Origin of the sequence: Microbacterium oryzae, from assembly GCF_009735645.1 — a bacterium.
Taxonomy (GTDB): Bacteria; Actinomycetota; Actinomycetes; order Actinomycetales; family Microbacteriaceae; genus Microbacterium; species Microbacterium oryzae.
This window is the reverse complement of sequence record NZ_CP032550.1, coordinates 722,563-735,737: the sequence shown is the minus strand read 5'-3', so window position 1 is coordinate 735,737 and position 13,175 is coordinate 722,563. Positions and strand designations below refer to the sequence as shown.

Annotated in this window: 12 protein-coding genes; all 12 read right to left on the bottom strand. The window is 71.1% G+C overall.

Features of this window, described 5'->3' with window-relative positions; all coding sequences use genetic code 11:
• Positions 1-3 precede the first annotated feature (3 nt).
• Positions 4-1,758 carry a 2-isopropylmalate synthase gene (gene leuA / locus D7D94_RS03375; RefSeq protein ID WP_156241215.1) on the bottom strand — a complete coding sequence of 585 codons (1,755 nt, stop codon included), beginning with the start codon at positions 1,756-1,758 and terminating at the stop codon, positions 4-6.
• A gap of 217 nt (positions 1,759-1,975) precedes the next feature.
• Positions 1,976-2,881, bottom strand: coding sequence for a GTPase Era (era, locus tag D7D94_RS03370; protein ID WP_156241214.1), 906 nt, complete (start codon positions 2,879-2,881; stop codon positions 1,976-1,978).
• A complete protein-coding gene (locus D7D94_RS03365; RefSeq protein WP_156241213.1) occupies positions 2,874-4,304 on the bottom strand; it encodes a hemolysin family protein in 1,431 nt (476 codons plus the stop codon). The genes era and D7D94_RS03365 overlap by 8 nt, the downstream gene beginning before the upstream one ends.
• Positions 4,301-4,768, bottom strand: coding sequence for an rRNA maturation RNase YbeY (gene ybeY / locus D7D94_RS03360; protein WP_156241212.1), 468 nt, complete (start codon positions 4,766-4,768; stop codon positions 4,301-4,303). Before ybeY ends, D7D94_RS03365 begins: the two co-directional genes overlap by 4 nt.
• Complete coding sequence (locus tag D7D94_RS03355; RefSeq protein WP_246171912.1) at positions 4,765-5,790, bottom strand: PhoH family protein; 1,026 nt, start codon at positions 5,788-5,790, stop codon at positions 4,765-4,767. Before D7D94_RS03355 ends, ybeY begins: the two co-directional genes overlap by 4 nt.
• Positions 5,791-5,854: 64 nt before the next feature.
• Positions 5,855-6,205 carry an HIT domain-containing protein gene (locus D7D94_RS03350; protein ID WP_156241210.1) on the bottom strand — a complete coding sequence of 117 codons (351 nt, stop codon included), beginning with the start codon at positions 6,203-6,205 and terminating at the stop codon, positions 5,855-5,857.
• Between the two features lie 22 nt (positions 6,206-6,227).
• The gene (locus D7D94_RS03345) at positions 6,228-6,959 is read right to left on the bottom strand and encodes a 16S rRNA (uracil(1498)-N(3))-methyltransferase (RefSeq protein WP_156241209.1); all 732 of its coding nucleotides are present in this window, start codon (positions 6,957-6,959) and stop codon (positions 6,228-6,230) included.
• 4 nt (positions 6,960-6,963) lie between these two features.
• Positions 6,964-8,082 carry a molecular chaperone DnaJ gene (gene dnaJ / locus D7D94_RS03340; RefSeq protein WP_156241208.1) on the bottom strand — a complete coding sequence of 373 codons (1,119 nt, stop codon included), beginning with the start codon at positions 8,080-8,082 and terminating at the stop codon, positions 6,964-6,966.
• 54 nt (positions 8,083-8,136) lie between these two features.
• Positions 8,137-9,177, bottom strand: a complete 1,041-nt coding sequence (gene hrcA / locus D7D94_RS03335; protein WP_156241207.1) for a heat-inducible transcriptional repressor HrcA — start codon at positions 9,175-9,177, stop codon at positions 8,137-8,139.
• Between the two features lie 85 nt (positions 9,178-9,262).
• Complete coding sequence (hemW, locus tag D7D94_RS03330; protein ID WP_156241206.1) at positions 9,263-10,480, bottom strand: radical SAM family heme chaperone HemW; 1,218 nt, start codon at positions 10,478-10,480, stop codon at positions 9,263-9,265.
• Positions 10,480-11,130 (bottom strand): DUF1990 domain-containing protein, encoded by a 651-nt coding sequence (locus D7D94_RS03325; RefSeq protein WP_156241205.1) that lies wholly within the window; start codon positions 11,128-11,130, stop codon positions 10,480-10,482. Before D7D94_RS03325 ends, hemW begins: the two co-directional genes overlap by 1 nt.
• A gap of 39 nt (positions 11,131-11,169) precedes the next feature.
• Positions 11,170-13,020, bottom strand: coding sequence for a translation elongation factor 4 (gene lepA / locus D7D94_RS03320; RefSeq protein ID WP_156241204.1), 1,851 nt, complete (start codon positions 13,018-13,020; stop codon positions 11,170-11,172).
• Positions 13,021-13,175 lie beyond the last annotated feature (155 nt).

Here is a 13,175-nt window from a genome sequence, read left to right as displayed (position 1 = left end):
GCGTCAGACGCCGACGAGCTCCGACTGGCGGGCGCGGATCGAGCGGTTGACGGCGGAAACGATCGCCTTCAGCGACGCCGTGGAGATGTCGCTGTCGATGCCGACGCCCCACAGGCGCTCGCCGTCGACCTGCAGCTCGACGTACGCGGCGGCCTGCGCCTCGGCGGACGCGCTCATCGCGTGCTCGACGTAGTCGTAGAGCGTGATGTCGATCCCCTGTGCGCGCACGATCTCGAGGAACGCGGCGATCGGGCCGTTGCCCGATGCGGATGCCTCGACCGTGTCGTCGCCGTCGCGCAGGGTGACCGACAGCGTGCCCTCGCCACCGGCGTCGCGGTTCGAGCGGGTGCCGATCAGCTCGAAGCGCCCCCAGCGCTGCTCGTCGACGCGCGCGGGCAGGTACTCGTCCTGGAAGATCTCCCAGATCTGCTCGCTGGTGACCTCGCCGCCCTCGGCGTCGGTCTTCGCCTGCACGACGCCGGAGAACTCGATCTGCAGCTTGCGGGGCAGGTCGATCGCGTGGTCGGCCTTCAGCAGGTACGCGACGCCGCCCTTGCCCGACTGCGAGTTCACGCGGATGACGGCCTCGTACGAGCGACCGAGGTCCTTCGGGTCGACGGGCAGGTACGGCACCGCCCACTCGACCTCGTCGACGGTGACGCCCTGCGCCTTCGCGCGCGCCTCCATCGCCTCGAAGCCCTTCTTGATGGCGTCCTGGTGCGAGCCGCTGAACGCGGTGAACACGAGGTCGCCGGCCCACGGGCTGCGCTCGGGCACCGGCAGCTGGTTGCAGTACTCGACGGTGCGCTTGACCTGGTCGATGTCGCCGAAGTCGATCTGCGGGTCGATGCCCTGCGTGAACATGTTGATGCCCAGCGCGACGAGGTCGACGTTGCCGGTGCGCTCGCCGTTGCCGAAGAGGCACCCCTCGATGCGGTCGGCGCCGGCCAGGTACCCCAGCTCGGCGGCCGCGACGGCGGTGCCGCGGTCGTTGTGCGGGTGCAGCGACAGGATGACGTTCTCGCGGTTGTCGAGGTGACGGCTCATCCACTCGATCGAGTCGGCGTAGACGTTGGGCGTCGCCATCTCGACCGTCGCGGGCAGGTTCAGGATGATCTTGCGCTCGGGCGTCGGCACGAGCACCGTCATCACCTGGTTGCAGATCTCGACGGCAAACTCGAGCTCGGTGCCCGTGTACGACTCGGGCGAGTACTCGTAGTAGACCGTCGTCTCGGGGACGGTCTGCTCGTACTGCTTGCACCAGCGAGCGCCCTCGAGCGCGATGTCGATGATGCCCTGCTTGTCGGTGCGGAAGACGACCTCGCGCTGCAGCACGCTCGTGGAGTTGTACAGGTGCACGATCGCCTGCTTGGCGCCCTTGATCGCCTCGTACGTGCGGGCGATGAGGTGCTCGCGCGCCTGCGTCAGCACCTGGATGGTGACGTCGTCGGGGATCAGGTCCTCTTCGATGAGCTGGCGCACGAAGTCGAAGTCGGTCTGGCTCGCCGACGGGAAGCCGACCTCGATCTCCTTGTAGCCCATCTTCACGAGCAGGTCGAACATGACGCGCTTGCGCTCGGGACTCATCGGGTCGATGAGGGCCTGGTTGCCGTCGCGCAGGTCGACCGCGCACCAGCGCGGCGCCTGCTCGATGCGGCGGGATGGCCAGGTGCGGTCGGGCAGGTCGACGACGATCTGCTCGTGGAACGGGCGGTACCGGTGGACCGGCAGGGCGCTGGGCTTCTGGTTGTTCTTCATGGGGTGCTTCTTCCGGGTCTGCGAACGAGATCGGGCCGTCGAAGAGCTCCGCGACGAGTGGCCCTAGATCGAGGTCTCGTCGCGGCAGCTAAGAAGAAGCAGACCGCCACAGCGCATGTCTCTACGGTAGCACGCAGAATGCGCGGTCTCAGCCCCGCTCATCCGTGCTGAATCACGCACGATGCGAATATCCCCATCAGCCGACGACGCAGGATGCTCAGAAGCCGAGGCGGCGCAGCTGCTTCGGGTCGCGCTGCCACTCCTTCGCCACGCGCACGTGCAGGGAGAGGTAGATGCGGGTGCCGACGAGCGGCTCCAGCTGCGCACGGGCGCGGGAGCCGACGTCGCGCAGCCGCGACCCCTTGTGGCCGATGATGATCGCCTTCTGGCTGTCGCGCTCGACGACGAGGTCGGCCCAGATGTCGGTGAGCTCGGGGTTGTCCTCGCGCGGAGCCATGTCGGAGATGGTCACGGCGATGGAGTGCGGCAGCTCGTCGCGGACGCCCTCGAGCGCGGCCTCGCGGATGATCTCCGCGACGCGGTCCTCGAGCGACTCGTCAGTGACGACGTCGTCCGGGTAGAGCGCGGGCCCCTCCGGCATGAGCGCGAGCAGCTCGTCGGTGAGCACGTCGAGGCGCTCGCCCGTGACCGACGAGAGCGGGATGACCGCGGCCCAGTCCTCGCGCAGGGCGTCGACCTCGAGCAGGCGCTCCATGATCTCGTCGTGCGAGGACGCGTCGGTCTTCGTGACGATCGCGACCTTCTTCGCGCGTCCGTAGCCGTCGAGCGACTCCGCGATGCGGCGATCGCCCGGGCCGACCTTCTCGCCGGCCGGCACGCAGAACGCGATGACGTCGACGTCGCCGAGCACGGACTCGACGAGGTCGTTGAGGCGCTGCCCGAGGAGCGTGCGGGGGCGGTGGATGCCGGGGGTGTCGACGACGATCAACTGGCCGCCCGGTCGGTTGAGGATGCCGCGGATCGCGCGCCGCGTCGTCTGCGGCTTCTCGCTGGTGATCGCGACCTTCTCGCCGACGAGCGCGTTCATGAGCGTCGACTTGCCCACGTTCGGCCGCCCCACGAAGGTCACGAAGCCGCTGCGGCTCTCGGGGGATTCAGTCATCGTGCTCGTCCTTCCTCGCGGCGTCGTCGCCGAGGCGCGCGCCGTTCCTCTTCGCGGTCGGCTTCCTGCCGCCGCTCCTCCGGCCGTCGACGGCGACCTCGCCGGTCGTCGGCAGCAGGATGTCCTCGGTGCGCGGCTGACGCCCCCGCACCTCGTCCACGGTCCGCAGCGCCGCGCCGCGGTCGACGAAGACCGTCGCGATCCCCCGCCCGCGGCCGCGGGACGTCCCACCCGTGAGCACGAGCCCCTCGACCTCGACGGTGTCGCCCGGCTGCGGGACGCGGCCCAGCTGCTTGCCGAGGAGACCGCCGATGGAGTCGACGTCTTCGTCCTCGAGGGTGATGCCGAAGAGCTCGGCCACCTCGTCGAGGCCGAGGCTCGCGCTCACGCGGAAGGTGCCATCCGCCAGCTCGACGATCTCCTTCGAGGGCGTGTCGTACTCGTCGGAGATGTCGCCAACGAGCTCCTCGATGAGGTCCTCGAGCGTGACGAGGCCGGCGACCCCGCCGTACTCGTCGACGACGATGCACACGTGCACCGCGTCGCGCTTCATCTGCTGCAGCAGCGTCTCCGCGCGCATCTGCTCGGGCACGAACACCGCGGGGCGCGCGAGCGCGCGGGCGGTGGCGCCGTCGGTCCAGGTGGCGCCCTCGCGGAACGCGTGCAGCACGAGGTCCTTGAGGTACAGCACGCCGACGACATCGTCGATCTCGTCGTCGACGACCGGCAGCCGCGACATCCCCCGCTGCAGGAAGATCGTCATCGCCTCGCGGGCGGTCGCGTCGGCCTCCACCGTCACCATCTCGGTGCGCGGCACCATCACCACGCGCACGACCTGGTCGGTGAAGTCGAACACCGAGTGGATGAGGTCGCGGTCGTCGGCCTCGATGAGGTCGTTCGAGGCGGCCTCGTCGACCATGCTCAGCAGCTGGTCCTCCGACTCGAAGCTGCGGCGCCCGGCGCCGGGGGTGATGGCGTTTCCGACGACGACGAGGGCGCGCACGAGCGGGCCGAGCACGATGCGGATGCCGCGGACGAGCGGCGCGAACCAGCGCAGCAGGGCCGGCGCGTGACGACGCCCGGCGGACCGGGGGCTCGAGGCCACCGCCACGAACGACAGCCCCGTCATCACCACGACGGTGGCGAGCACCGCCCACCACACGCTCTCGAAGAGCACGGTGAACGCCACGGTCGCGAGAACGGCCGCACCGGTCTCGGCGAGCACGCGGAGGAAGCCGATCGCGTTGGCGTGGCTGTCGGGATCGTCGGCGAGGTGCGCGAGCGAACGCGCGCTGCGCCCCTCGGTGGCGAGGTCGACGAGGTCCGCGCGCGAGCTGACCGACAGTGCGGCATCGAGTGCCGACATGAGCCCCCCGATCGCGACGAAGACGACGGCGCCGATCAGCAGCAGCGTGGGGATCATGTGCGCGGTCGTCGGCGTTCCTCGGCGGCGAAGCTCGCCATCAGGCGGTCCTGCAGGCCGAACATCACCCGGTGCTCCTCGGGCTCGGCGTGGTCGTAGCCGAGGAGGTGCAGCAGTCCGTGGGTGGTGAGCAGGATGAGCTCGTCCATGAGGGGGTGCCCGGCCTTCTCGGCCTGGCTCTCGGCGACCTGCGGGCACAGCACGATGTCGCCGAGGAGGCCGGCGGGCGTGGGCATGTCGTCGGTGCCGGGGCGCAGCTCGTCCATCGGGAAGCTCAGCACATCCGTCGGGCCCGGCTCGTCCATCCACTGCACGTGGAGCGCCTCCATCGCGCCCTCGTCGACGAGCACGATCGCCACCTCGGCGTCGGGGCTCACATGGAGCTGCGCGAGGTTGTGCTGCGTCAGGCGCAGCAGCACGCTCTCGTCGATCTCGATGGCGGACTCGTTGTTGATGTCGATCATCGGATCCCTCGCTTGGGCTTGTGGTCGCGCGGGCCGCCGGTGCGCGTGGCACCGCGGCGCTCGGCGCGGTTGACGAACTCGCGGGCCTCGTCGAGCTCCGCCCGGTGGGCCGCGCGCTTCTCGTCGTACTCGCTGTACGCGTCGACGATGCGTCCGACGAGCGTGTGCCGCACGACGTCGTCGCTCGTCAGGCGTGCGAAGTGGATGTCGTCGACGTGATCGAGGATGCGCGTGACGAGGCGCAGGCCCGACGTGCCGCCCGGCAGGTCCACCTGCGTGATGTCGCCGGTCACGACCATCCGCGTGCCGAAGCCCAGGCGCGTGAGGAACATCTTCATCTGCTCGGGCGTGGTGTTCTGCGCCTCGTCGAGCACGACGAAGGAGTCGTTCAGCGTGCGGCCGCGCATGTAGGCCAGCGGGGCGACCTCGATCGTGCCGCTCGCCATGAGCTTGGGGACCAGCTCGGGGTCCATCATCTCGTTGAGCGCGTCGTACAGCGGGCGCAGGTACGGGTCGATCTTGTCCGTCAGCGTGCCGGGGAGGAAGCCGAGCCGCTCCCCCGCCTCGACGGCCGGGCGCGTGAGGATGATGCGGTTCACCTCGCGGCGCTGCAGCGCCTGCACGGCCTTCGCCATCGCGAGGTAGGTCTTGCCGGTGCCGGCGGGGCCGATGCCGAACACGATGGTGTTCTCGTCGATCGCGTCGACGTACTGCTTCTGGCCGAGCGTCTTCGGGCGGATGACCTTGCCTCGGGTCGAGAGGATGGCCTCGCCGAGGACCTCGCTCGGGCGCGGACCGCCCTGCTCGAGGATGCGGTTGGACGTGGCGACATCGGCGGGGCCGAGGTCGTGCCCGCCGCGCGTCATCTGCAGCAGCTCGTCGACGAGCGCGCGCGCCGCACGCACGTCGGCGGGTGCGCCGCGCAGGGTGATCTCGTTGCCGCGGACATGCACGTCGACCGCCGGGTGCTCGCTCTCGACCATGCGCAGGAGTCGATCCTGCGGGCCGAGCAGCTGCACCATCGCGACGCCGTCGGCGTGGATGGTCTCGGTGACGACGTCGGCGGAGGGGCCGGAGCCCGTGGGGTCAGTGGCCAATGAGGCTCTTCTCCTGGAGTTCGCCGGCGAGCACGTGCGCATGCACGTGGAACACGGTCTGGCCCGCGTCTGCGCCGGTATTGAAGATCAGTCGGAACTGCCCGCCCGCGCGCTCGTCGGCGACCCGCTGGGCCGTCGCGATCATCTCGGCGAGGAGGGCGGGGTCGCCGGCGGCGAGCTCGGCAACGTCGCGGTACTCCTGCGTCTTGGGGATGACGAGGAGGTGCACGGGCGCCTGCGGACTGATGTCCTCGATCACGAACACCCGCTCGGTCTGGGCGACGATCGTGCCCGGGATGTCCCCCTGCAGGATGCGCGTGAAGATCGACGGCTCGCTCATGCCGTCGATTCTACCGACCGGCTCACCAGCGCCGGAGCTTCGCGTTGAGAATCGCGAGGGCGGCGGGGCCCGCCGTCGAGGTGCGGAGGATGGTCGTGCCGAGCCGGACGCGCTCCGCCCCCGCGGCCGCGAGGCGGTCGATCTCGTCCGGCGCGATGCCGCCCTCGGGGCCGACGACGAGCACGAGGTCGCGCGCGTCGTCGATCTCGATCGCCGTCAGCGCGACGGGCGCCGTGGGGTCGAGCACGAGCATCCGCGCGGTCTCTGCGCGAGCGGTCAGCTGCGCGAGGTCGGCGATCGGCGACACCTCGGCGATCCACGCGCGGTGCGCCTGCTTGGCGGCCTCGCGCACGATCGTCGACCAGCGCGCGCGGCCCTTCTCGGCCTTCGGACCCTGCCAGCGCGAGACGCTGCGCGACGCCTGCCACGGCACGACCTCGTCGATGCCGAGCTCGGTGGCCGCCTGCACGGCCAGCTCGTCGCGGCCGCCCTTCGCGAGCGCCTGCACGAGCACGAGGCGAGGCGTCGCGGCCGGAACGTCCTCGCGCGCGGCGACGCGCACGACGACCCGCTGCGGGGAGACCTCCGCGCAGGATCCGACGACCCACGCGCCACGGCCATCCGTCACCGTCACGTCCTCGCCGACGCGCACGCGGCGGACCGAGGCGGCGTGGTGCGCCTCGGCGCCGGTGAGCACGATGTCCTCGCCGGGAGCGACCTCTCCCGCCCGCTCGTCATAGAAGTGCAGCGCCATCGGCTCAGCCGCGGAAGCGGTCGCGCAGCTTCGAGAACAGGCCCTGGTGGAACTCGGCCAGGCGCGGCTCCGGAGCCTTGGTGCGGCGCGCGAGCTCCTCGAGCAGCTGACGCGTCTTGTGGTCGACCTTCGTGGGCGTCACGACCTGCACGCCCACGCGGAGGTCACCCCGACGCGAGGTGCGGAGCCCGGTGATGCCGCGCTCCTTCACCGTGAGGATCTCGCCCGACTGGATGCCCGCGCGGACCTCGACCTCGACCTCGCCGTCCAGGGCGTCGATCGACGTCGTGGTGCCGAGGATGGCGTCGGTCATCGAGACCTCGAGAGTCGCGAGGAGGTCGTCGCCGTCGCGGCTGAAGACGGGGTGCGGTGCCACCGTGACCTCCACGTACAGGTCGCCGTTGGGGCCGCCGGCCGGGCCGACCTCTCCGGAGCCGGGGAGCTGCAGGCGCAGCCCGGTCTCGACGCCTGCGGGGATGTCGAGCGAGACGGTGCGCCGGGAGCGGACGCGCCCCTGGCCGCTGCAGGTCGGGCACGGGTGCGGGATGACGGTCCCGTAGCCCTGGCACGCGCCGCAGGGTTGCATGGTGACCATGTTGCCGAGGAGGCTGCGCACCTGGCGCTGCACGTGGCCGGTGCCGCCGCAGATGTCGCAGGTCTGCGGGCTCGTCCCGGGCTGGCAGCACGATCCGTGGCAGGTCTCGCACAGCACCGCGGTGTCGACCTCGATGTCGCGATGCGTGCCGAAAACCACGTCGCCGAGCTCGAGCGTCACGCGCACCAGCGCGTCCTGTCCGCGCTCGCGCCGCGACCGCGGACGTCCGCCGCGGCCGCCGCCACCGCCGGCGCCCCCGCCGAAGAAGGTCTCGAAGATGTCGCCGAAGCCGCCGAAGCCCGCGCCGCCGCCGAACGGCGAGTCGTCGCCGCCCATGTCGTAGCGGCGTCGCTGCTCGGGGTCGCTCAGCACGTCGTAGGCGTGCGTGACGGCCTTGAAGTCCTCGGCCGCCTGCGGCTCCGGATTCACGTCGGGGTGCAGACGACGCGCCAGCTTGCGGTACGCCTTCTTGATGTCCTCCTGCGAGGCGTCGCGCGCCACGCCGAGGGTCTCGTAATGATCAGCCACTTCAGCCTTCCTGCGGGCGTCGTGCGCCCGTGCTCCGGTCGTCAGGGCGGCGCGTCAGCGCCGGCCCTCGTCTTCGTCCAGCAGCCTCGTGAGGTAGCGGGCGACCGCCCGTGCCGCCGTGAGGTTGCGGGGGTAGTCCATGCGCGTCGGGCCCATGATGCCGATGCGGGCGGCGCCGACGGCCGAGTCGTACTGGCTCGCGACGATCGACGCCTCCGAGAGGCCGAAGGCCGCGTTCTCGCGCCCGATGCTCGTCGCGAGCCCGTGCTCGTCGGCGACCATCTCGCTCATCAGCCGCAGCAGCGTCACCTGCTCCTCGATGGCCTCGAGAAGCGGATGGATGCTGCCGCGGAAGTCCTGCTCGCGACGGGCGAGCGTCGCTGATCCCGCCATGACGAGGCGGTTCTGCCGGAACTCGTCGAGTTCCTCGGCCGCCGCCTTCGCGACGTCCCGCAACGCCACGTCCACGGGAGTCGCCGGCGCGGGGGCGAGTTCGACCGCGCGCGCGAGCTGGTCGGCGGCGTCGCCCACCGAGCGGCCGGCGAGCAGCGGCACGAGACGTGCGGCGACGCCATCCAGCGCCTCCTGGTCGAGCTCGACGGTCAGCTGCGTGATGCGCTGCGAGACCCGGCCGGTGTCGGTCACCATGATCACGAGCACGCGCCGCGGGTCGAGCTGCACGAGCTGGACGTGCGTGATGCTCGCGCGCGCGAACGAGGGGTACTGCACGAGCGCGACCTGGCCGGTGAGCTGCGTGAGGAGCCGCACCGTGCGCGCGAGGAGGTCGTCGAGGTCGGACGGCTCCCCGAGGAACGACGTGATCGCCGAGCGCTGCGCGGACGACAGCGGCCGCAGCTCGGCGAGATGGTCGACGAAGACGCGATAGCCCTTGTCCGTCGGCACCCGGCCCGACGAGGTGTGCGGCTGGGCGATGAGCTCCTCGTCCTCGAGGAGGGCCATGTCGTTGCGGATGGTCGCGGCCGAGACCCCGAAGGAGTGGCGTTCGACGATGGAGCGGCTCCCGACGGGCTCGTGCGTGTCGACGTAGTCCTGCACGATCGCCCGGAGGACCTGCAGCCCGCGGTCGCTGACCATGTGCGCACCCCTCTCCCTGGCACTCGATGCGTCCGAGTGCCAGTCTACCGACCTCTTTCGGCGAACGGGGTGAGCGCGCCGGGCGTCAGTCGGTGAGCGCGCGCACGACGGCGTCGGCGAGGAGCCGCCCGCGCAGCGTCAGCACGATGCGCCCGCGGATGGCCGCAGCCGGCTCGACGAGGCCGTCCGCGATCAGCCCCGCCACGGCGCCTCGAGCGGACGCCGGCAGCGCGTCGACGGCGAGCCCCTCGCGGATGCGGCTCTGCAGCAGCACCCGCTCCAGCAGCGTCGCCTCCGCGTCCGGTCGCTCCCGTCCTGCCGCCGGCGACTCGCCCAGGGCGAGCCGCTGGGCGTACGCGGCCGGGTGCTTGACGTTCCACCAGCGGAGGCCTGCGACGTGACTGTGCGCACCGGGCCCGAACCCCCACCAGTCGGTGCCGCGCCAGTACGCGAGGTTGTGGCGCGAGCGGTGCGCCTCCCCCTGCGACCAGTTCGACACCTCGTACCAGTCGTACCCCGCCTCGCCGAGCAGGGCGTCCGCCAGCTCGTACATGTCGGCCTGCAGGTCGTCGTCGGGAGCCGGCACCTCGCCGCGCCGGATCTGACGGGCGAGCTTGGTGCCGTCCTCGATGATGAGCGCGTAGGCGGAGATGTGATCGGGCGCGAGCGCGAGGGCGGCGTCGAGCGAGGCGCGCCAGTCGTCGAGGGTCTCCCCCGGCGCCCCGTAGATGAGGTCGACGCTCACGTCGAGTCCGGCTGCCCGACCGGCGGCGACGGCGGTCGCGACGTTGTCGGGCGAGTGCGTGCGGTCGAGCGCGGCGAGGACGCGCGGCACGGCCGACTGCATGCCCACGGACATCCGCGTCACGCCCGCGCGCGCGAGCTCCTCGGCGACCGCCGGCGACACGGTGTCGGGATTCGCCTCGACGGTGATCTCGGCGTCGGACGCGATGCCGAAGGCGTCGCGGATGCCGTCGAGCATGCGCGCGAGGTCGCCGGCGGGCAGCAGCGTGGGCGTTCCCCCGCCGAAGAAGACGGTCTGCGCGGGGCGCAGCGCGCGGGCGTCGGCGAGCACGCCGCGGGCGAGCGCGATCTCCTGCAGGAGGACGTCGGCGTACTCGTCCTGCCGCGCGCCGCGCAGCTCGCTCGACGTGTAGGTGTTGAAGTCGCAGTACCCGCAGCGCACACGGCAGAACGGCACGTGCAGGTAGATGCCGAGGTCGGCCGACGGGTCGACCGGGAGGTCACGCGGAAGTGCGCCGTCGGCGGGTGCGGGATCGCCGAGCGGAAGTGCTCCGGCCATCAGGCGCCGGTGCGGAACAGCGGCGAGATGGCGCGCAGGTAGGCGGCGAACAGCGCCTTGCGGCGGCGGCGCACGAGCCCCTTGAAGAGGCGGTTCCAGAACGTGACGGGCCGGTCGAACGCGCGCACGTCGAACCACACCTCGTCGTTCTCGCGCCACTCGATCATGAACGACTCCTCGCCGCTCACCACCGAGCCGCCGACCGTGCCGAGGGCGAAGCCCACGCGACGCGCCTCCTCGATCACGAAGATCACCCGCAGCTCGGCGTCGGCGCGGAAGCGCGCGACCTTGCCGCGCACGGTCACGGTCGTGCCGGCGCCGACGTACGGCGTGCCCTCGGCGTCGAAGCGCTGATCGGCATCCGACCGGCTCGGCGCGACGGCGTTGCCGGAGTCGTCGAAGCTGACCCCCGTGTACGTCGGTCCCGGAGCGGGCCGCACATCGGCGAGCTCGAGGCCGGCGCCCTTCAGCGGCGCCCAGGCCAGCAGCGCGTCGACGGCCGTGCGGAATCGCTCCTCGCCGCTGCCGATCCGCCACTGTGCGGCCGCCGGAATGCTGCGCTCCGGCGGGTACTGCAGCAGGTCGGGCGCCTGCGTCGCCCCGACCGCCGCATAGTCGACCGTCTCGTCTCGGAAGGTCTCCCGGCGCATGTCGTCCACCCTAACCGCAGCCCCTGGCAAAGCCCCCGGCTACTTCCCGGACTTCGTCTCGACGTCACCCGACAGCGCGGCGATGAACGCCTCCTGGGGCACCTCGACGCGGCCGACCATCTTCATGCGCTTCTTGCCCTCCTTCTGCTTCTCGAGCAGCTTGCGCTTGCGGGAGATGTCGCCGCCGTAGCATTTCGCGAGCACGTCCTTGCGCATCGCGCGGATGTTCTCGCGCGCGATGATGCGGGCGCCGATCGCGGCCTGGATGGGGACCTCGAACTGCTGACGCGGGATGAGCTTGCGCAGACGCTCCGTCATCGTCGTCCCGTACGCATAGGCCTTCTCGCGGTGCACGATCGCGCTGAACGCGTCGACGCGGTCGCCCTGGAGGAGGATGTCGACCTTCACGAGGTCCGCCTCCTGCTGCCCCGCCGGCTCGTAGTCGAAGCTCGCGTAGCCCTGCGTGCGGCTCTTCAGCTGGTCGAAGAAGTCGAAGACGATCTCGCCGAGGGGCATCGTGTACTTCAGCTCGACGCGCTCCTCGGACAGGTAGTCCATGCCGAGCAGGGTGCCGCGGCGAGTCTGGCACAGCTCCATGACGGTGCCGACGTACTCCTTCGGCGCGAGGATCGACGCCTTGACCATCGGCTCGGCGACCGAGCCGATCTTGCCCTCGGGGTACTCGCTCGGGTTCGTGACGATGAGCGTCTCGCCCGTCTCCGTCGTCACCTCGTAGACGACGCTCGGCGCAGTGGTGATCAGGTCGAGGCCGAACTCGCGCGAGAGGCGCTCGGTGATGATCTCGAGGTGCAGCAGTCCGAGGAAGCCGCAGCGGAAGCCGAAGCCGAGGGCGACGGATGTCTCGGGCTCGTAGGCGAGGGACGCGTCCGACAGCTTCAGCTTGTCGAGCGCCTCGCGCAGGTCGGTGTAGTCGCTGGCGTCGATCGGGTACAGGCCCGAGAACACCATCGGCTTCGGGTCGGTGTATCCGGGAAGCGCCTGCGAGGCGGGAGTGCGCTGGTTGGTGACGGTGTCGCCGACCTTCGACTGGCGCACGTCCTTCACGCCGGTGATGAGATAGCCGACCTCGCCCACCGAGAGGCCGTTCGACGGCGTGGGCTCGGGGCTCGAGACGCCGATCTCCAGCAGCTCGTGCGTGGCGCGCGTCGACATCATCTGGATGCGCTCGCGCGGCGAGAGGCGACCGTCGACCATCCGGACGTACGTCACCACGCCGCGGTACGCGTCGTAGACCGAGTCGAAGATCATGGCGCGAGCCGGGGCATCGGGGTCGCCCTGGGGCGCGGGGATCTCCGCCACGAGGCGGTCGAGCAGCTCCTCGACGCCCTGCCCCGTCTTGCCCGACACCCGCAGCACGTCGGCGGGGTCGCCGCCGATGAGATCGGCGAGCTCCTTCGCGAAGCGGTCGGGGTCGGCGGCGGGCAGGTCGATCTTATTGAGCACCGGGATGATCGTCAGATCGTTCTCGAGTGCGAGGTACAGGTTGGCGAGTGTCTGCGCCTCGATCCCCTGCGCGGCGTCCACGAGCAGCACGGCGCCCTCGCAGGCGGCGAGCGAGCGGGACACCTCGTAGGTGAAGTCCACGTGACCGGGCGTGTCGATCATGTTCAGCGCGAAGGTGTCGCCCTCGTGCTGCCACGGCAGCCGCACGGCCTGGCTCTTCACCGTGATGCCGCGCTCGCGCTCGATGTCCATGCGGTCGAGGTACTGCGCGCGCATGTCGCGGTCGGACACCGCGCCGGTGAGCTGCAGCATGCGGTCGGCGAGCGTCGACTTGCCGTGATCGATGTGAGCGATGATGCAGAAGTTGCGGATGCGCTCAGGCGGTGTCGCGGCAGGCGGGAGCGGAGTCGTGGCACGAGGGGACATATCCGTCTGATTCTACGGGCCGCGGCGCGCCCGCCGTGCCCCTTCTCTCGCGCGCCGCGCCGCGCCGTGCTCCCGTGCGCCGCGCCGTGCTCCCGTGCACCGCGCCGCGGTCCTTCCGCGCAGCGCGCCGCCGTCCTCCCGCAAGGTGCTGGCCA